The organism is Halomicrococcus gelatinilyticus, from assembly GCA_024227995.1.
Lineage (GTDB): Archaea > Halobacteriota > Halobacteria > Halobacteriales > Haladaptataceae > Halomicrococcus > Halomicrococcus gelatinilyticus.
Map to the genome: position 1 here is coordinate 850,863 of CP100465.1, position 18,838 is coordinate 869,700.

The 18,838-nt window shown below is 60.8% G+C and carries 17 protein-coding genes; 13 read left to right on the forward strand and 4 right to left on the reverse strand.

The genetic code is table 11. The features are described from left to right. Nucleotides 1-2: 2 nt before the first annotated feature. From NKT36_RS04570 to NKT36_RS04580, 3 genes are all read left to right on the forward strand, one after another. Entirely contained in the window at nt 3-950 is a 948-nt protein-coding gene (locus NKT36_RS04570; protein ID WP_327052768.1) for an ArsR/SmtB family transcription factor, read from the forward strand. Nucleotides 951-1,116: 166 nt separating this feature from the next. Continuing rightward, nucleotides 1,117-2,058, forward strand: a complete 942-nt coding sequence (locus NKT36_RS04575) for an ABC transporter ATP-binding protein (protein WP_327052769.1) — start codon at nt 1,117-1,119, stop codon at nt 2,056-2,058. Next, nucleotides 2,055-2,882 (forward strand): ABC transporter permease, encoded by an 828-nt coding sequence (locus NKT36_RS04580; protein ID WP_327052770.1) that lies wholly within the window; start codon nt 2,055-2,057, stop codon nt 2,880-2,882. The genes NKT36_RS04575 and NKT36_RS04580 overlap by 4 nt, the downstream gene beginning before the upstream one ends. A 1-nt stretch (nt 2,883) precedes the next feature. Here the strand turns inward: NKT36_RS04580 and NKT36_RS04585 are convergent, their stop codons facing one another. Next, entirely contained in the window at nt 2,884-3,258 is a 375-nt protein-coding gene (locus tag NKT36_RS04585) for a winged helix-turn-helix transcriptional regulator (RefSeq protein WP_327052771.1), read from the reverse strand. A gap of 277 nt (nt 3,259-3,535) precedes the next feature. On the opposite strand from NKT36_RS04585, the gene NKT36_RS04590 reads away from it, so the two are divergent. Next, on the forward strand, nt 3,536-3,706 hold the full coding sequence (locus tag NKT36_RS04590; RefSeq protein ID WP_327052772.1) for a DUF7331 family protein: 171 nt from the start codon (nt 3,536-3,538) through the stop codon (nt 3,704-3,706). Between the two features lie 347 nt (nt 3,707-4,053). On the opposite strand, the gene hflX is transcribed toward NKT36_RS04590, so the two are convergent. Together hflX and NKT36_RS04600 are read right to left on the reverse strand one after the other, a co-directional pair. After that, the gene (hflX, locus tag NKT36_RS04595) at nt 4,054-5,349 is read right to left on the reverse strand and encodes a GTPase HflX (RefSeq protein WP_327052773.1); all 1,296 of its coding nucleotides are present in this window, start codon (nt 5,347-5,349) and stop codon (nt 4,054-4,056) included. Then, on the reverse strand, nt 5,346-5,660 hold the full coding sequence (locus tag NKT36_RS04600; protein ID WP_407652229.1) for a DUF2209 family protein: 315 nt from the start codon (nt 5,658-5,660) through the stop codon (nt 5,346-5,348). Before NKT36_RS04600 ends, hflX begins: the two co-directional genes overlap by 4 nt. A 220-nt stretch (nt 5,661-5,880) precedes the next feature. Here NKT36_RS04600 and NKT36_RS04605 point away from each other — a divergent pair, with 220 nt between their 5' ends. The 7 genes from NKT36_RS04605 to NKT36_RS04635 all read left to right on the forward strand — a co-directional run bounded on the left by NKT36_RS04605 (nt 5,881) and on the right by NKT36_RS04635 (nt 13,468). Continuing rightward, entirely contained in the window at nt 5,881-7,026 is a 1,146-nt protein-coding gene (locus tag NKT36_RS04605) for a glycosyltransferase (RefSeq protein WP_327052775.1), read from the forward strand. A gap of 74 nt (nt 7,027-7,100) precedes the next feature. Further along, nucleotides 7,101-8,141, forward strand: coding sequence for a glycosyltransferase (locus tag NKT36_RS04610; RefSeq protein ID WP_327052776.1), 1,041 nt, complete (start codon nt 7,101-7,103; stop codon nt 8,139-8,141). After that, a complete protein-coding gene (locus tag NKT36_RS04615) occupies nt 8,134-9,093 on the forward strand; it encodes a glycosyltransferase family 4 protein (RefSeq protein ID WP_327052777.1) in 960 nt (319 codons plus the stop codon). Before NKT36_RS04610 ends, NKT36_RS04615 begins: the two co-directional genes overlap by 8 nt. Before the next feature lie 68 nt (nt 9,094-9,161). Beyond that, nucleotides 9,162-10,472 (forward strand): sulfatase-like hydrolase/transferase, encoded by a 1,311-nt coding sequence (locus NKT36_RS04620; protein WP_407652230.1) that lies wholly within the window; start codon nt 9,162-9,164, stop codon nt 10,470-10,472. Further along, nucleotides 10,469-10,963, forward strand: coding sequence for a class I SAM-dependent methyltransferase (locus tag NKT36_RS04625; RefSeq protein ID WP_327052778.1), 495 nt, complete (start codon nt 10,469-10,471; stop codon nt 10,961-10,963). The genes NKT36_RS04620 and NKT36_RS04625 overlap by 4 nt, the downstream gene beginning before the upstream one ends. Nucleotides 10,964-11,032: 69 nt before the next feature. Then, entirely contained in the window at nt 11,033-11,947 is a 915-nt protein-coding gene (locus tag NKT36_RS04630; protein ID WP_327052779.1) for a glycosyltransferase, read from the forward strand. Between the two features lie 39 nt (nt 11,948-11,986). After that, nucleotides 11,987-13,468 (forward strand): oligosaccharide flippase family protein, encoded by a 1,482-nt coding sequence (locus tag NKT36_RS04635; RefSeq protein WP_327052780.1) that lies wholly within the window; start codon nt 11,987-11,989, stop codon nt 13,466-13,468. A gap of 12 nt (nt 13,469-13,480) precedes the next feature. Here the strand turns inward: NKT36_RS04635 and NKT36_RS04640 are convergent, their stop codons facing one another. Next, nucleotides 13,481-14,176, reverse strand: coding sequence for a CatB-related O-acetyltransferase (locus tag NKT36_RS04640; RefSeq protein WP_327052781.1), 696 nt, complete (start codon nt 14,174-14,176; stop codon nt 13,481-13,483). A gap of 181 nt (nt 14,177-14,357) precedes the next feature. Here NKT36_RS04640 and NKT36_RS04645 point away from each other — a divergent pair, with 181 nt between their 5' ends. Together NKT36_RS04645 and NKT36_RS04650 are read left to right on the forward strand one after the other, a co-directional pair. Beyond that, a complete protein-coding gene (locus NKT36_RS04645) occupies nt 14,358-15,338 on the forward strand; it encodes a hypothetical protein (RefSeq protein WP_327052782.1) in 981 nt (326 codons plus the stop codon). A gap of 212 nt (nt 15,339-15,550) precedes the next feature. After that, the gene (locus NKT36_RS04650; RefSeq protein WP_327052783.1) at nt 15,551-18,631 is read left to right on the forward strand and encodes an oligosaccharyl transferase, archaeosortase A system-associated; all 3,081 of its coding nucleotides are present in this window, start codon (nt 15,551-15,553) and stop codon (nt 18,629-18,631) included. The last annotated feature ends 207 nt before the right edge of the window (nt 18,632-18,838 follow it).

The following is an 18,838-nucleotide window of genomic DNA, read 5'->3' on the forward strand; positions in this document are numbered from 1 at the left end:
CGATGAGCCCGCGCCCCGACGAACCACGGGAGTCGGACCCCCTTCCGCCCGCACGGGCGTTCTCGATACTCGGGAACGAGTTGCGGGTCGAGATACTGCGGACGCTGGCGAGCGCGGAGCTACCGGAGGACCCGCTCGGCGAACCGAGCGGCCTCTCCTTCTCCGAGTTGTACGACCGGGTCGACGCGAGCAACACGTCGCAGTTCTCCTACCACCTGAACGAACTCGACGACGCGTTCGTCCGCGAGACCGACGACGGCTACCGGCTCACCTACGCCGGCCAGAAGATCGTCCGGACCATCCTCGCGGGGACGTACAACGAACGCCCGGGCTTCGAACCGGTCGACCTCGACGGCCTGTGCCCCGGTTGCGGGGAGACGACCCTGCGGGCGGCGCGCGACGAGGAGATGGTCGTCATCCGCTGCACCGGCTGCGAGGCCCCGCTCGTCTCGGTGCTGCCCTCGCCCGCACAGGGCAGAAACCGGACGGCCAGCGAGATACTGCAGAGCACCGGCCGGTACGTCCACCAGGAGTACGCGCTAGCGGTCGACGGCGTCTGCTCGGAGTGCAAGGGACGGATGCGGGGGCGCGTCGAACCGGGCCGAGACCCGGCCGACGACACCTACGTCCACGTCGTCCAGTGCGAGGAATGCGACTACCGACTCACCTCGCCGATCGAGCTCCGACTGCTCTCCCACCCGGCGGTCGTCTCGTTCTACTGGTCGCACGGCGTCGACATCGGGGCGAAGCCGCTCTGGGAGCTGTTCGAGTACCTGTTCTCCGACCGGTGGCGGACGACGGTGCTGTCGACCGACCCCTACGAGTTCCGGGTGACCTTCGCCGTCGACGGGAACGAACTGCGGATCGAGATGGACGAGACCCTCTCGGTCACGTCGGTCCGCGCGACCGAGACGCAGGTTCCGCGCGCGAACGAGGACGCCAGTGAATGACAGATTCATAACAAAAACGGCGTTGAGCTATACGCGTTCGTTCCGGGACCGCCACCCCGGCTTCGACGAACACCTTGAATCGCGTACGAGATTATTTTAGTCAATCTCCTGTTACTGCACCAACAAATCGGAACAGGTATCCCTCCGACCTCGGTTCGTATCGAGCATGACCGCGATACAGACGAGCGGACTGACGAAGCGGTTCGGCGACGTGGTAGCGGTGCGAGACCTCGACCTCACCGTCGAGGAGGGCGAGATCTTCGGCTTCCTGGGGCCGAACGGCTGCGGGAAGTCGACGACCATCAACATGCTGCTCGATTACGTCCGCCCGACGGAAGGCACCGCGACCGTCCTCGGCCGGGACGCCCAGGCGGACACCCTGGCCATCCACGAACGCATCGGCATCCTCCCGGACGCGTTCGACCTGTACGACCGGCTGTCGGGGCGCAAGCACGTCCAGTTCGCCATCGACTCCAAGCGCTCCGAGGAGTCCGTCAGCGAGATACTCGACCGCGTCGGTCTCTCCGCGGAGGACGCCGAGCGGCCGGCCGGCGACTACTCGAAGGGGATGCGACAGCGCCTCGCGCTCGGGATGGCGCTGGTCGGTGACCCCGACCTCCTCATCCTCGACGAGCCCTCCTCCGGCCTCGACCCGAACGGTGTGAGCGAGATGCGCGACATCATCCGGTCGCAGGCCGACCGCGGGACTGCCGTCTTCTTCTCCAGCCACATCCTCAGCCAGGTCGAGGCCGTCTGCGACCGCGTCGCCATCATGCAGTCCGGCGAACTCGTCGCCGTCGACACCATCGAGGGACTCCGGCAGGCGAACGGCGGCGGCGCGCGGATGACCCTCACGGTCGACGCCGTGCCCGACCTCGACTTCGCGGACGTCCCCGGCGTCACGGACGCGACGGTGGACGGCAACCGCATCACGCTCGCGCTCTCCGACGACGGTGCGAAGGCCCCGGCCATCAACCACGTCGAGGACGCCGGCGCCCGACTGACCGACATCGAGACGAGCGAGTCCTCGCTGGAGGACCTGTTCACCACCTACACGAGCGGTTCTGGTGCCGATCGTGGCGGCGAACCCCAGGAGGTGGACGCATGAGCTGGACCGTCGTCGCGCGCAAGGACTTCGAGGACGCCGCGCGTTCGAAGATGCTCTGGGCCATCACCGCCCTGTTCGTCGTGTTCACGGCGGGGACCGTCTACGCGTTCGACCGCATCATGGAGCAGACGGCGACGACCGCGCTCCAGACGCTCACCCTCCCGGCGGGCCTCGTCATCCCCATCACGGCGCTCGTCGTCGCCTACCTCGCCATCGCGGGCGAGCGGGAGACGGGGAGCATCAAGCTCCTGCTCGGCCTACCGCACACCCGCCGCGACGTGATGGTCGGGAAGCTCGTCGGGCGCGCGGGCACCGTCGTCGTGGCGACCGTCGTCGCGTTCGCTGTCACGACCGCTGTGCTCGTCGGACTGTACGGCACGGTGCCGTTCGTCGAGTACCTGCTGTTGACGCTGCTGACGGCCCTGTTCAGCGCGGTGTTCGTCGGCATCGCCGTCGGCATCTCCGCAGCGACGGCGACGCGCTCCCGGGCGATGGCCGCCGCGGTCGGCGTGTTCGTCGTCTTCCAGATCCTCTGGGACTACGTGCCGATGGGGATCTACTACCTCGTCGAGGGGGCGATTCCGGCGGGGGGGCCGCTCCCGCCGTGGTACTTCCTGGCAGTGATACTCAACCCGAAGAACGCCTACTCGACGGCCTCGGCACTGTTCCTCCCCCAGAGCCTCACCGGGTCGATGGCGGAGCGGGTCGCGGGCGAGGTGCCGTTCTACCTCCAGGACTGGTTCGCGCTGGGCGTCCTGATCGCGTGGCTCGTCGTCCCGGTCGTACTCGGGTACGTCCGGTTCGAGCGGGCCGACCTCGGGTAGCTCACGCGATAGCGGAGTCCGGGTCCTCCGCGGGCACGAGGTGCTCGTTGCCCCAGTCGCGCATGGCGAAGATGACCGGCCGCAGTGACTCCCCGGTCTCCGTCAGCGAGTACTCGACGCGGACCGGCTTCTCGCTCACTATCTCGCGGTTCACGAGACGCTTCCCCTCCAGGTCCTCCAGGCTATCGGACAGCACCTTGCTCGAGATGCCGTCGACCTCCTCCTGCAGCGCGTTGAACCCCAGCGGCCCGTTCACGAGCAGCCGGTGGACGATGACCGGATGCCACTTCTTCCCGACGAGTCGCGCCGTCGCAGTGATCGGACACCACTCCTCGCCGGCACACCAGAGTTCGAGTCGTTCCGGCTCGTCGCTCATGGGTCGGCCTACGCGCTGGACCGACGAAGCGTTACCCCTAGACGTCTGCTCACCAACAGTAATTCGGTGCTGAACGCGCCCGGAACGGACGGCAACGTCTCGCCGCGGACCGTCGTGAGAGACCCACCGCAGCTGGAGCGTCACCTGCCTGACCGGTTGTCGCGACGACCCACCGACGGCACGTCCACCACCCACCTAGGTCGTTGGTAACACTTAACACCGCTCGGTCGCTAGCTACTGCCGTGGCGCAAGTGGGTTGCCGCCCAACAGCATCGACATGACCACCAGCACGCACGACCCCGAAGACGACGCCCAGTGGACCCGCGAGGCGGACGACCGGTACGCCGAGCTTCAGGTCCAAGAGAACGACGTGATGATCTACGACCTCCGGAACCACAGCGCGTGGCTCAGTTCGAACGCAGCGGTATTGCTCTCCAAGATGGTGTGAGACGGGTCGACGGGTCGGTTACAGTACGGCTGGGCGGTCACGCCCCTCCTCCGGTCACCGCGCTTCTGACAGGACCACCTGCACGTACTACGGCGATCGTAGCCGAGCGCTGGTAGCCGACCGCACGTCGGTGGCCTTCACTGCGAACCAGCGCGACATACCGTCGCGGCAGCAGTTACTCCAGAACCAGCAGTCGACGCCTACGCAGATATGGTGCGGGCGTCCGACGTCCTACGCGGATGGCGCGGGCGTCCGACGTCCTACGCGGATGGCGCGGGCGTCCGACGTCCTACGCGGATGGCGCGGGCGTCCGACGTCCTACGCGGATGGCGCGGGCGTCCGACGTCCTACGCGGATGGCGCGGGCGTCAGGTCGCTCGCCTTCGCACGTGACCGTTCGACGACGGAGGGGCGGGCCTCGAACTCGACCAGGACCTCGTCGTCGGCGTAGGTCACGTCCTCGACGTGCGCGTGGTCGTGGACCCACGAGACCAGGCTCATCGTGTCCTCGGTCATCGGCAGCACGAGGCGCTCGTGCTCCCAGTCGGGGAGTTCGTCGTCGATGCGCTGCTCGAGTCGCTCGACGTTCGTCCCCTCCATGCCACTGATGGCGACGGGGTCGGGAGCGAGCGCCGACAGCGCCTCACGCTTCTCCGCGAGTTCCTCGTCGCTCACCGCGTCGATCTTGTTCAGCACCGTGACGATGGGCGCCTCGTTGCGCTCGTACAGCGTGTCGTGGCAGGTGACGACCTTCTCGCGGATCTCCTCAACCGGTTCGCTCACGTCGACGACCAGCAACACGAGGTCGGCGTAGTACACCGCGTCCAGCGTCGACTTGAACGACTCGACCAGCCAGTGGGGCAGGTCGCTGATGAACCCGACCGTGTCCGTCACGAGCACGTCGCGGCGGTCGATTGCCGCGCGCCGGGTCGTCGTCCCCAGCGTCGTGAACAGTCGGTCCTCCGCCTCCGCGGTCGTCTCGAGGTCCGGGTGGAGCTCGTCGTTCTCGCCGAGTTCGAGGTCCTCCGCGAGTCGCTGGAGCAGGGTCGACTTGCCGGCGTTGGTGTAGCCCGCCAGCGCGACGAGGTCGAACCCCGACTCACGGCGGCGCTCGCGGCGGTCCGCCTCCTTGTCCGCCAGGGCGTCGAGTTCGTTCTTGATGCGCGAGATCTGGTCTTTGATGTCCTGCTCGCGGCTCTCGTCGTACTCGCCCAGGCCCATGAACCCGGGGCGCTCCTCCCGTTTCGCGAGGCTGGTCTTGGCCTCCGCGCGGGGGAGTTCGTACCGCAGTTCGGCGAGTTCGACCTGCAACTGGGCCTTGCGCGTCTGCGCCCGCTGGCCGAATATCTCCAGGATGAGCCGGAACCGGTCGATGACCCGGGTCCCCTCCGGGAGCTCCTGGCCGAGGTTGTACGTCTGGTACGGCCCGAGCTGGTTGTCGAAGACCACGACGCCGGCGCCCGTCTCCTCGACGGCGGCGACCAGTTCGGCGACCTTCCCCTCGCCAAACTGGTAGGCCGGGTCCTCCTCGCGGGACTGGGTGAGCTCGGCGGCCACCTCGTAGCCCGCGGCCCGCGTCAGGTCTCGCAGTTCCTCTACGTCTGCCGTGCCGGAGTCGACGCGTTTTGCGATTATCGCTTTCATAGGAGCAGTCTCCGGGCGGCGTACGCGGCGTAATGAGCTGCCTGCACTGTCTCGCGTTCGGCTATGCTCTCGACGTACTTGAACTCTCCTTCGAGGTACTGTTCGACGGTCCACGGCGGTTCCTCGTAGAACTCGCCGCGCTCGGCGACCACCGGTCCCTGCGGCGGTTCCGGGAGCTCGCCGAGAGCGTCGCGGACCACGCCGACCGTGGCCTCGAGCGTCGGCTCCTCACGACTGACGGCGAATCCCATCCCCAGAACGCTGTCCAGTCTCGTCGTGCCGACGGCGGCGTGGACCGCAGCCGCTACCATGAGGTACTCGCCGGCCTCCTCGTGGCGGCCGCTGATGTCGACGCCGACCACTTCAGCCGCGCCGGGCCTGCACCTCGATTGACGCCGCGCACCCGTGCACGCGAGGAGCTATGCGGTCGTGGTTATTGAATCTCCCGCCGACACGGGGGTTGCCGCCATCCGCAATCCCGGCCGCCAGCCAACCCGTAGACATTTAAAACAATGCCACCAACGCCCGGACATGAACCGACTCGCGAAGGCTGCCGCGGTCGTATTCGCGGTCGCCGCGCTCCCCTATCTCGCCTTCCTCGCGCTGTACGGTCTGCTCCGGCCGGCGGGGTCGCCGGCGCGCAAGGACGAAGGGGCGGAACCGACGGTGAGCATCGTCCTGCCGACGTACAACGAGGGGGACATCGTCGAGAAGAAACTCGACGACCTGCTCGCGCTCGACTACCCGATGGCGAAGGTCGAACTCGTCGTCGTCGACTCCAGCGACGACGAGACGCCCGAGATAATCCGGGAGTACTTCGCCGACCGCGAGCATCCCGAGCTGACCCTCATCGAGGAGGACGAACGGCGCGGCCTCGCCCCCGCCCTCAACGACGCCTACGCGGCGGCCGAGAACGAGATGATCGTCAAGACCGACTGCGACTCCTACGTCGCCGCGGACGCGCTGCGGGTCGCCGCCGCGAACCTCGCCGACCCCGACGTCGCCGCCGTCAGCGGCACCAACGCCGAGGTGCTCGGCGGCAGCGAGGTCGAAGAAGGCTACCGCGACGTCCAGGGCCACGTCCAGACGCTCGAGTCCCACCTCGACTCGACGCTCATCTTCCACGGCCCCTTCTCCGCGTTCGAGAACGACGCCATCGTCCCCATCGACCCCGACTCCATCGCCGACGACACCGAACTCGCGCTGAAGATACGCCGCAACGGCGACCGCGTCGTCTTCGACCCGGCCATCCGCTATCAGGAGGCCTCTCATTCGGACTTCCGCAAGCGCCGCCAGCAGAAGGACCGCCGCGGGATGGGACTGATACGATTGCTGTACCGCCAGCGCGACGCGCTCGGGCAGCACGGGCTGTACGGCTGGCTCGTCCTCCCGTTCAACTGGTGGTTCATGGTCGTCTCGCCGTGGCTGGTTGCGCTCGGCGTCGGGCTGCTGACCGGCGCGGCGCTGGTCGCGGCGGGACCGTTCGGGCTTGCAGTTCCTGCGGCGCTGGGCGCGTTCGTGTGGTTAGGTGGGCGTGACAAGCTGGGCCCGCTCCAGCCGTTCTACGCCGTCTTCGACACGCAGGTCTCGCTGTGGCGTGCGAGCGTGGAGCTGTTGCGCGGCGAGGGCGACGGGACGTGGGAGATAGACGAGGAGTTGCGGGAGGCGTTCGAATGACGACGACGGTTGGCAGCGTCGTCGTTAATCGAGCTACCGAATACATTTTAATGTGTCATGCATAGGCCCGCTCAATGAACGCGGTCGTTGTTCACGATGGAGCCGTTCATCCCGGTGGTGCTGTGAAAGTTGTGATAGAAACGGCACGTGCCCTTGACGGTGACATCGTCGTCGGGATATCAGCCATGGACGAAGACTGGTGGAACTCTCGCGTTCCGAACGACGCCAAGGTTCTTTCGAAGAAGTCCAAGATGGGGACCATTCAAGATTTGAAAAACGCATATCGAATGATGAATTTATCACTTAACGAATATGACGTTGTAGTGACCTCAGGGCCAGCGACGAAGTTCTTCCAGCCGTATGACAACCAGACGCACGTCCACTACCTCCACCACCCACCGCTTTCGAAACTATGGTTCGAGGGTGGACTCTCCGCCTATCTCCAATCTTTCGTCGACAGAGTAGAAACGAGGTCGATCCCAGTTATCATAGCAAACAGTCGGTTGACAGCCGAAAGGTGCTGGAAACACTACGGTCGTGAGGTAAGTCGAGTTGTCAATCCGCCAGTTGAAGTGGAGTCCTTTTCGGGCAAAACCGACCGCCAAGAGAACAAGTTCGTGATGGTTGGGCGCCTGGAGGAACGCAAGCGTCCCCGTCTGGCAGTTCAAGCGTTTACCGAACTGCAAGACTCGGAGATTTCTCCAAGACCGGAGCTCCACCTAGTCGGAGGGGGACCGGACTTGCAGAAAATCAAGAAAGAGGCATCTGATAACATTGTTGTTCACGGGTTCGTTGACGATGAAGAGCTCAGGTCAATCGTTGAGTCCGCTTACGGAGGAGTATTCCTCGCAAAACGGGAGGATTTCGGTCTTACACCGGTAGAGTATCTAGCCGCCGGTCTTCCCGTGCTTGGTGTCGACGAACCGAATACGAACAACCAGATACAGAATGAAGAACAGGGGGTTCTCGTCGAACCAGACGTGGAGTCGGTGAAGAAAGGGGTAGTCAAGATGATAGACAAGCCCTGGGACAGGGAAAATATTTCTGCGACAGTTGACCAATATGGAATTAATCGGTTCCAGAAAGAGATACAGGAGGCAGTGAAAGATGCCTGACCCGATATTTCTTTACAACGATCCACATCCAGTCCACGAGAAGATGGCAACGCGAATCGACGCAGAGTTTGTCGAATGTTCGAAAGGAAGCGTTCTAGACAGACTTCAAGCCGGAGTCTCCCACGATTTCGGCGATCGGCCAGTTTTGATCGAAGGGGGCGTCCCCTTGCTGGAGACCGGATTTCTAGGGCGGTTCGGGAACTCGGGACCGATCATCGAACTTGCGGCCGATGGTACGCTTATTGACATCCAGACTCCGCTACAAGGTCGCCCGTACCACGAACGAATCGCCCACATCTTCGGGGAACACGAAGTCGATGCGACGATCACGGTGAGCGACTACATTGCTGCCTACGCACGAAAGTACGATCGTCCCGTCCAGGTTATACATCCATTTGTTGAGGAGAATCGGTTCGAGAACTTGTCGGCCCAGCAACCGGGAGGTGATGGAGAAACCATCCTCTGTGTTGGGAAGTACCGACACAAGAACGGTCAAGACGTACTCAAGGACGCGATGAGCCACATTTCAGGCAGTGCTGTAGCCCACTTTGTAGGGCCCGATACCGAGAACATCGAGGAGGGCGAGAACATCGAGGCCCATGGGTACGTCGAACTGGACCAGTTCTACGGCTTGATGGACCGAGCAGACCTGATGGTGTACCCTGCGCGCGTCGGTGCCTATCCAGTCGCCGTCCTTGAGGCGATGGTCGCTGCGACGCCCGTCCTGACGTCACCATACGTTGGAAACGCTGACATTGTCAGATCCCTCCACCCGAACTTCATTACCAGACCCGAGCCACGTACGGTTGCCGACCACATCGAATGGGCGATGGAACGCGATTTATCCAAGTATGGACGCCAGGCACGGGAAATTGGGATGGGCTTCGAAGAGGAACGTCACCTTTCAGACTTCGAAAACCGATTCAATAAAGTCCTTTCAGAACTAACCTAAGTGTGAATGAAATGACAGAGAATCCCAATATCGTTATGGTGTCCTGGGATAGTGTTCGTGCCGACCATATGCCATTTCACGGATACGATCGGAGCACGTGTCCATTCGTTAGCGAGATGGCACAGGAGGGACTCCTGTTCGAAAACACCCAGGTATCTGCGGTCGGGACTGCTGCATCGTTCACTGGTGTATTCACAGGCGACCACGCAAGTGCGACGATGCTCAATCCGGATCCGTCGTACTGGGCAAAGTCCCTCGAAGGAGAACGTCTTCTCCCGGAAGTTCTACAGGAGGAGGGGTACCACACCGGGGGGTTCCATTTCAACGCGTTGATGTCGTCTAACTTCGGGTGGAATCGAGGGTGGGACGTCTATGAGGATCACATGTGGGACGAGAAAGGCGGGAACTCCCCGACGGATGACAGCGATGAAGATCTAAAGTCGAAAGTCTACGACTTCCTCCAGAAGCGGGATATGGGTAACTTCGCGATGCACCTCAAGAAGTCCATCACCGGCGAAACACCGGTCAAGTGGGAGAAGATGTGGGGAGAAATCGAGAAGTTCATCGAAGACGCCCCCGAACCGTGGTTTCTCTGGGTTCTCCTCATCGATACCCACCATCCTTACTATGCACCGCCGGAGTCTCACGAATGGTCGCAACCCGGTATCCGTCCTACGTACGCGCTGAACTACCTGATGCGGCGCCACCGAGATCTCGTCGGAGAGCGTCGGCAGTCGGTCATCGATTCGTACGACAATACGATGCGGTACGCCGACGAATTTGTGCGCCAACTCGACAAAAAGCTCGAGTCAGAGGGGTACGGGGACGCCCCATTTATCTTCCACTCGGACCACGGTGACGAGATGGGTGAGCACGCGAACTACGGTCACCGTCCGTTGATGTACGATACGGTGACCCGCGTGCCGTTAGTGATGAAAAACGTCGGCGAGAGCGGAGTGAGAGAAGGGCCCCACTCGTTGATGGACCTCGGGAATGCGATTCTAGAAATCGCAAACATCGACGAGCGTCTCGGACAGGGACAGTCGGTTCTCTCCCACGACAGAGACACCGTAACAGTCCAGAACTTGCTCGGCGACGAGTTCGGACGAACGGTAGCCGCTGTCGGTCCGAAGTGGAAGGTCCTCTATCATCCAGAAGGCGATTGGGGTCACGGTATGGACTTTGAGGGAGGATCCTGGGAAGCTTACAAACACAATGAGGATCCAATGGAAGAAGAGAACAGGTGGGGAGAACATCCGAAAAAACTCGAAGAGAAACTCCGAACCCAACTCGAAACTGACGCCGGTGAGGTGAGAAGTAAAGGAGACATGGATAACGAAACGAAAGAAAGGCTACGCGAACTGGGTTACATAGAATGAAGAAAGTGAATCTCGGCTGCGGCCCGGACTACCGAGATGGTTGGACGAACGTAGACATCAACCCCGAGTTCAATCCTGATCAGGTAATCGACCTCGAAGATAACAACTGGGACCTGCCGTCGTCGACGTTCGATGTCGTTCTAGCTGACAACGTTTTCGAACACATCGACCCGAGAAAACGTCCGACGTTTTTGGAAGAGTGTCACCGAATTCTTAAAGAAGACGGAGAGCTGGTGATGCGCTGGCCGACGCCCGGTTTCGGTGGAGGGTGGGACGTCACCCACTACTCGATCCCCAGCTGGGAATGGCCGAACCATCCGAACAACGACGACTACTGGGAAACGGAGGAGATTTCGTTCGACTACAGCGCAATAGGACGATACCTCCCACAATCTATCGCTACCCAACTAATGTGTCACGGGATTCGTACGATTATCGCTGTGGAACTCGTCGCCTCTCCAACCGGAGACGAATACGAGAAGACGTGGTAATCCTCCTGACGAATATCTAATATGAAACCGCTAATGTTGTACCTGAAGCCCCATCATTCCCACCGGTCGATGGGGGAAGCGGTCGGCGCAGAATTTATCGAGCTCAACCGGGGGAACCCGATTGAGCGGATTCAAGCTGCTCGAAGATTAGATGTCGGCGATCGACCTGTCATCACGGAAGGAGGAAAGCCGTTGTTCCAAGCCGTCTGGATGAAGCACTTTGGTAACTGTGGACCGATCGTTCATCTTGCAGCTGACGAGACTATATCGAACATCTTCGATAATTACCAGCACTACTCGACCCTCGAGCGGCTCGTACACCTTGTAGAGCACAGATACGTAGACGGCGTTATCGGTATCTCCGAGGAGATCTGCACGAAGGCTCGAATCCTAGGTGTCGACAGCGTCGAGCATGTGCCGCCGTTCACCACTCGACAGAAGTACGAGGAATTGACAGATATCACGCCCTCGCTCGAGACGCGCCAGATCCTCGTCGTTGGTTCGAACGCTGAGAAGAACAATCTCAGGTGCCTCCAAGACGTAGCAGACGAGACAGACACGGACGTCACCTTCGAGGTGGTTGGCCCGATGACCGAAGAATTAGGCAGCCAAAATGTGAACGGACATGGATTCGTCGACGAACAGTCCTTCTTCCAGAAATTCCAGGAGTCATCCCTGTTCGTGATGCCAGCTATCTCCCAGATGTTCTGCGTCGGAGTTCTGGAAGCGATGCACGCCGGGATTCCCCCCATCGTAACGAAGAACGTCGGTGCGCGAACGGTGGTCGAACAGGTCGATTCACGGTTTATCACGGAAACAAACGTCAAACGCATCTCCGACACCATCGATATGTATTTCGAGATGAGTGCAGAAGAGCGATCGACTCTTTCGGAGGAGTTCCGCGACGTGGCAGACCACTTCGACCCGGAATCGGGGATAGAACGATTCTCCGTCGCCTACGACCGGCTGCTCCAAAACGTATGAAACGACAAGACACGACGTTGAGCAGGAGGTGTCGTCGAAATGACTGAGATAGAGCCGAGGGACGTGAGTATCGGCTCCGAGGCGCTCTCCGGGGGAATTGCTCGCGGTGTTCTCCTGTTGATCGGTTTTCTCGGGAGCATCGTGTTTGCCCGCGTCTTGGGTGCGACGGAGTTCGGGGCATTCTATCTGCTCGTCACGCTAGAGAACGTCGTCGACAGACCAATTATCGGGTTCGCACAAGCGGTCAAAAAGCGCCTCTCCGAGTCACAGACAGACCCATCAGAACTCTTGGGGGCGTTTCTGATCGGGTTCGCCGGGTTCAGCTTGCTAATTGTCATCATCGCTAGTGTCTGGAAGTCGTGGATCACATCATACGTCCAGCGGGGAGACGCCTTGTTCCTGTTTCTGGTCCTATTCCTGACGCTCTCTGCTCAGGAAGCATTCAGCACCCTGCTCGGTGCGACGGGGCGACTCGGTATCGTGAACTGGGTCGACGCCCTTCGTTCGTTGTTGACAACGCCGGCGCAACTCCTGTTCGTTCTAACTGGATTTGGTGTCATCGGGATGACTGCCGGCCTGACCGGCGCATCTCTCGCTGCGTCGTTCCTCCTCTACTACATCCTTCATATCAAACCGACAGTACCACGTCGAGAGGTCTTCAGCTCCCTCTTCGATTACGCCAAGTACAGTATCCCTTCGAGCGTGGTGTCCTTTAGCTACGATAGAATTGGCCTGATAATAATAGGGCTCTATCTGGGTCCGAAGATCTCGGGGTACTTCGAAGCAGCGCTAAAACTCACCATTCCTGCCCTCGTAGTGGGGATGGTTGCTGCCGGAGTCCTGATGCCAAAGGTCAGCCAGATGTCATCACAGGGAGAAGAGCTTTCGCAGGAGGTCGACAACGTGCTGAGTTACTCGAGTATATTCGCTATTCCAATCCTGTTCGGATGTTTGGCGATTGCGGATAAAATTGTCATCACAATATACGGAGGCGACTTCGCCCCAGCAGGAAAATTCCTCGTTGGGTTGGCCTTCTACCGCTTTATGGACACGCGAACGAAGCCGCTCCTCAATACACTTCGGGGCGTCGACCGCCCTGATCTCGACTTGTATAGTAACGTTTCAGCGTTCGTCACATTGTTAGTAGTCGGGGTTCCGGCACTTCACCAGTTCGGCGCAATGGGGATGTTAGCCGGGATGATTTGTGCGATTTGTACGCAATTCCTGATAGCTACTATATACATCCGCAAAGAAGTAGAGTCGGTTTCTCATCTTTCGCGCCCGTTCATTTCACAGATTGTCGCTGGAATCGTGATGTTCGTGTCAATCACGGTTTTGTCCGACATATTCCGTCTCTCCCCATGGTACCGGGTCTTTATATTGATCGGTACAGGAGCGACGATATATTTTGTCACTGTGCTCGCCATATCTGGACAAACGCGCAGGACTGTCTCTTTTGTCCTCAGGGATTTCGTCAAAGAGAAGGTTCGTTTACCGGATAAGTTATCTAGCGATACTTAATTACGACATAGTTTAATCAATCAATGCTCGTATCTCTTCGGGCGTTTTAGTCGTCAAATCAGTCGTGAAGAACGCTTCGTTCTGTTGTATCTTTTTTGTCGACCAGTCCCACCAAGCGATATCGAGCAACAGATCGCGAATTTGTGCGGGGAATCGCCATCCAATGTGGTCGGCTGGGTTTCCTCCAACGATTTCGAATGGCTGAACGTCGTCTGTCACTAACGAGCTAGCTCCGACCACTGCCCCATGACCAATTGAAACACCTGAGAGAACGGTTGCATCCAAACCTAACCAGACGTCGCTTCCGATGTCTACCGGTTCGTTGTCTGCTCCCTCAAGAGCAGGAAAGTCCTGGAGGGAATAGAACTGTCCCTGTAATGAGGGCTGGTTCACACCGTGGTCACGCTGCTGAATCGACGATCTGGCGGCAAAAGCACAAAAATCACCAACAGTAACGTCTCCTACCACCCTGTTTTCTGCAACGAGTTTCGTCCCCCTACCAATCGTCACGTCACCGCGTAACGTACAGTCGACACCTACCGAAGTCTGGTCTGACAACGTAATATCGCCGCCACCCAGTTGTGAACCGTTCTCGATTTGAACGTTTGAGCCGATAGAGAGAGTCGGATTTCTGGACACAGCATCCACAGCAAACGCCGATGCGACTCCGGCCATTCTTAGCCGAGCATAGGAAGTGCTCCAGACCACGAGAGGTTTTACTGGACCGAGAAGATTTGACAGTTTTTCCCTCATTAGTGAGCTACTGGTCGTAGCAATAGCATGCCACGACTTAAATACTGGCTTCCGAAATCAGGCTCGAGAGTGGGTTCAGATACGGTGAAATTATAGACGATAGCTTGAAGTCGTACGGGTATCTTGCTTCGGGAAAATGACTGTCGGGGATTGGCTAGAAGAGGCCAAAGATGATTACGAAAAATACGGTATTTCGTCGTTGAAATACACGTCGCAGGAACTCTGGCATGGGCTGCTCAGCCGTGCGGGTTTCTTCAGCAACTACGGAAACGATTTTTACGACTATAATTGGGACCTTTTGATACTTGTCGATGCGTGTCGGTGGGATCTCATGGAAGAAGTTGTCGATGAGTACGACTTCGTCGACTCACACAGCAACTTCCTGGTTCACGCCTCCCATTCCCGTGAATTCCTTCACAAGACCTTCATGGAGAACGACGCTCCGCTGCTCGAACAACTCCAGATCTGGCGGAAGATTCTCCAAGATCCAGACAATATAGAGATATTCAAAGAGCATTACGATATGAACAAGGAGGTGACACAGGACACTGCGTACATCAGCTGGAACGTATTCGCACAGATGTTGGATCCCGACGCATTCGATACATTCGTGCCGGTGGGGCGAGCAAAGTGGGGTGACGATCAGGAGATACTACCACCGCGAGAGCTCACAGACAGAACGATAGACATCATGCGGAACGGTTCCGCCGAGAGAACCGTGGTCCACTACATGCAGCCACACACTCCGTTCAAAGACAGTGACACGACTGAGGTCCCTGGCAGCGTCTGGGAACGGATTCAACGCGGTGAGAAAGACAGGGCAGAGGCTCTGGAGGAGTACGAAAACAATCTCCGGTGGGTGATGGACGACATAGAGTTACTACTTGAAAACGTGGACGCTGAAAAAGTGATTGTATCCTCGGATCACGGGAATCTTATAGGAGAGTTTGGTTGCTATGGACACCGGCCATACGTTCCAATTCCGTCCGTCAAGCGGGTTCCTTGGATCGAAACGACCGCGACTGATAAGAAGACATACGACCCAGAAGTCGAAGAAATGGCCGACGCAAGCGAATCAGAAGTCGAAGCCCGACTCGAAGCACTCGGCTACAAATAACCCGACACTGAATCTTCTTGTTGCGACACTTTCGGCTCAACATCTCTTTGTAGGCTGCAGATCCATACTTCAGTAAATTTTATAATAAAATCCAGATTGCGACCTCAGGGTATTTGACCACAATCCCATACCAACCGTTCGATTGGAAGGTTGGAATGCGGACCATCGAGAAGTCATAAGGCTTATGCGCGTTTTCCCAGTCGTTCCACTCAATGAGTCAAGGTACCGAACGGGTCGAGGAGTCCTCCGACCTCGTCGATTCTCTCCTCGATTACGCGGAACGATGGTATCACGTCCCCGTACTCACAGTCCTCCTGGGGTTCATGCTGTGGGTTCGCGTACAGTCGTACGACCGATTCACCCTCGGCGGTGAGGTGTTCTTCTCGGGTAACGACGCCTACTACCACCTCCGGCAGGTCCAGTACACGGTCCAGAACTGGCCGGCCACGATGCCGTTCGACCCGTGGACGTACTTCCCGTACGGGACAAGCGTCGGGCAGTTCGGCACGCTGTACGACCAGCTCGTCGCCACGGCAGCACTGATCGTCGGCCTCGGTAACCCGTCCCAGCAGACGGTCGCGATGACGCTGCTGTTCGCGCCGGCCGTGTTCGGCACGCTCGTGGCAGTCCCGACCTACTTCGTCGGGAAGCGCCTGGGCGGCCGCCTCGGCGGCCTCTTCGGCGTGCTGGTTCTGGCGCTCATCCCCGGCCAGTTCCTCTACCGCGGACTCGTCGGATTCGCCGACCACAACGTCGTCGAGCCGTTCTTCCAGACGGTCGCCGTGCTGGCGATGATGGTCGCGGTGTCCGTCGCGGAGCGGGAACGTCCGGTGTACGAACTGGTCGTCGACCGCGACTTCGCGGCGCTGCGCCGGCCGGTCGGCGTCTCGGCGCTCGCCGGCGTCGCCACCGCGCTCTACCTCTGGACGTGGCCGCCGGGCATCCTGCTCATCGGCATCTTCGGCGTCTTCTTCGCGCTGAAGCTCTCGGCGGACTACGTCCGCGGCGTCAGCCCTGACCACCTCGCGTTCGTCGCCACGACGAGCATGGGCGTCACGAGCCTGCTGTTGCTCGTTCCGTTCGGGACGGTGTCGTTCAGCGCGACGAAGTTCTCGCTGCTGCAGGTGCTGCTGCCGCTCGCCGTCGCCGTCGGCGCGGCGTTCATGGCGTGGCTGGCCCGGAAGTGGGACGACCGCGACCTGTCGCCGGTACTCTACCCGGCCGCGATACTCGCCATCATCGCGCTCGGGGCGCTGGTCGTCCGCTTCGCGCTGCCGGACCTGTTCAACCTGATCCGTAGCAACGTAATCCGGTTCATCGGCTTCGGTGCTGGAGCAGAATCCCGAACCATCGGGGAAGCGAAGCCGTTCCTCCAGGACGGGTCGCTGGCGTCCACCGTCATCCCGGAGTACGGCCTGATGTTCTTCACGGCCATCGTCGGCGCAGTGGTGATGGTCTGGCGGTCGTTCGCGGCCGACGAACACGAGGCAGAGAAGTTGCTCGTGCTCGTGTGGGCGGCGTTCATCACGGCCGCCGCGTTCACGCAGGTGCGGTTCAACTACTACCTCGCGGTGCCGGTCGCGGTGCTGAACGCCTACCTGCTCGGCTGGATACTCGGCTTCGTCGGGTTCCCGGACACGGCGGGCAGCGCGGTCCGCGACGTCGAGGCCTACCAGGTCCTCGCCGTGTTCTTCGTCGTCCTGCTCATCGTTCCCGGCCTCGTCATGCCGGTCTCCGTCGGCGGTTCGAAGACCTACACCGCGACGGACATGGGCAAGAGCGCCACCCCGAGCGCCGCCGTCCAGTGGGACGGGACGCTCGAGTGGATGAAGGAGAACACGCCGGAGGAAGGCCAGTACGGCGGTGCGAACAACGACATGTCCCTCTACGGCACGTACGACGAGGGCGACGGCGACTTCGACTACCCCGACGGCGCCTACGGCGTCATGTCGTGGTGGGACTACGGTCACTGGATCACGGTGGGGGGCGAACGCATCCCGGACGCAAACCCGTTCCAGCAGGGCGCGACGACCGCCGCGAACTACCTGCTCGCCACGAACGAGTCGGAGGCGAACGACGTCCTCGGGCAGCTCAGCGACGACGGCGAGCAGACCCGCTACGTGATGGTCGACTGGAAGATGGTCAACACGAAGGGCCAGCAGGGCAACGTGAAGTTCTTCGCGCCGACGGTGTTCAACGACGACGTCACCAGCCAGACCTTCGTCGACTACCTGCTACAGGGCCAAGGTCAGTACACGGTCCTCCACCAGCAGCCGTACTACGAGAGCATGATGGTCCGCCTGTACCGGTTCCACGGTAGCGCGGTCCAGGCCCAGCCCATCGTCGTCGACTACGACCTCCAGCGGGCCCAGAACGGCCAGACGGTGAAGGTCGCTCCGCAGAACGGGACGCTCGTGAAGCGGTTCGACACGATGCAGGCGGCCCGCCAGTTCGTCCAGGACGACGGGTCGGCGCGGATCGGCGGCATCGGTGACTACCCCGCCCGCGACGTGCCCGCACTCGAACAGTACCGCGTCGTGAAGGTGAGCCAGTCGTCGTCGGCGAACGTCCCCACCCACCGCCAGATTCTCGGGCAGCAGCTCGGGATGATGCCGGACGGTCAGGCCCAGCAGAACATGCTGAAGACGTCGCCGTCGTGGGTGAAGGCGTTCGAACGCGTCGAGGGCGCCGAGGTACAGGGTACCGGCCCCGCCAACACCACCATCACGGCGTCGGTGCAGATGCAGACGGCGAGCGGCACCTTCACCTACCGCCAGCAGGCCCAGACGGGCCAGGACGGCTCGTTCACGATGACGCTGCCGTACTCCACCACGGGCTACGACGAGTGGGGCACCGAGAAGGGCTACACGAACGTCAGCGTGCGCGCGCTCGGCTCCTACGAGTTCAAGACGCCCACGACGGCCGGCGAGGACGGCTTCACCTTCCAGAACGCCACCGCGCAGGTCAGCGAGGGCCAGGTCATCGGCGAGGACGACTCGCCGGTGACGGTGACCGTCGACAACGAGCAGGTCATCCCCGTCCAGGGCGCGAACAACTCGACCGCCGGTAACGGCACGGCCGGCCCGGCGAACGGGACGACCGGCCCGACCAGCGGTGAGAACGCGACCAGCGGTGACAACACGACCAGCGGCGACGATGCGACGAACGAGTCGGGCAACGCGACGACCGACGCCGCCAGCGACCTCGAACCGCAGACGGGCGCCAGCACGGCGACCCGCGCCGGTCTCGTCGGGTCGTTCGCCGCGGCGATGCTCGTCGCCCGCCGCGACTGAACCGCTCGCGACCGAGCCACCCCGGATTTCACGCGGTGTTCGTGCTCGTTTTCGTTCCGTCCCCCTCGACGACGAGCGATGCCATCGTCCGCGAGCGGACGCGCGAGCTGACACTGACGGACCGCTGACAGCGGCCGAAGGCTGATACCCGGGGACGCCGTACCGGCGGGCGATGGACGAAGACTCCGACGCCGCCCGCGGATGGGA

Coding starts and splice junctions, on each gene's coding strand:
- hflX (WP_327052773.1), bottom strand. CDS start 5,349: ATGAAAGCGATAATCGCAAAACGCGTCGACTCCGGCACGGCAGACGTA.
- NKT36_RS04605 (WP_327052775.1), top strand. CDS start 5,881: ATGAACCGACTCGCGAAGGCTGCCGCGGTCGTATTCGCGGTCGCCGCG.
- NKT36_RS04645 (WP_327052782.1), top strand. CDS start 14,358: ATGACTGTCGGGGATTGGCTAGAAGAGGCCAAAGATGATTACGAAAAA.
- NKT36_RS04635 (WP_327052780.1), top strand. CDS start 11,987: ATGACTGAGATAGAGCCGAGGGACGTGAGTATCGGCTCCGAGGCGCTC.
- NKT36_RS04650 (WP_327052783.1), top strand. CDS start 15,551: ATGAGTCAAGGTACCGAACGGGTCGAGGAGTCCTCCGACCTCGTCGAT.
- NKT36_RS04610 (WP_327052776.1), top strand. CDS start 7,101: ATGAACGCGGTCGTTGTTCACGATGGAGCCGTTCATCCCGGTGGTGCT.
- NKT36_RS04625 (WP_327052778.1), top strand. CDS start 10,469: ATGAAGAAAGTGAATCTCGGCTGCGGCCCGGACTACCGAGATGGTTGG.
- NKT36_RS04620 (WP_407652230.1), top strand. CDS start 9,162: ATGCCATTTCACGGATACGATCGGAGCACGTGTCCATTCGTTAGCGAG.
- NKT36_RS04575 (WP_327052769.1), top strand. CDS start 1,117: ATGACCGCGATACAGACGAGCGGACTGACGAAGCGGTTCGGCGACGTG.
- NKT36_RS04580 (WP_327052770.1), top strand. CDS start 2,055: ATGAGCTGGACCGTCGTCGCGCGCAAGGACTTCGAGGACGCCGCGCGT.
- NKT36_RS04590 (WP_327052772.1), top strand. CDS start 3,536: ATGACCACCAGCACGCACGACCCCGAAGACGACGCCCAGTGGACCCGC.
- NKT36_RS04570 (WP_327052768.1), top strand. CDS start 3: ATGAGCCCGCGCCCCGACGAACCACGGGAGTCGGACCCCCTTCCGCCC.
- NKT36_RS04615 (WP_327052777.1), top strand. CDS start 8,134: ATGCCTGACCCGATATTTCTTTACAACGATCCACATCCAGTCCACGAG.
- NKT36_RS04630 (WP_327052779.1), top strand. CDS start 11,033: ATGGGGGAAGCGGTCGGCGCAGAATTTATCGAGCTCAACCGGGGGAAC.
- NKT36_RS04600 (WP_407652229.1), bottom strand. CDS start 5,660: ATGGTAGCGGCTGCGGTCCACGCCGCCGTCGGCACGACGAGACTGGAC.
- NKT36_RS04585 (WP_327052771.1), bottom strand. CDS start 3,258: ATGAGCGACGAGCCGGAACGACTCGAACTCTGGTGTGCCGGCGAGGAG.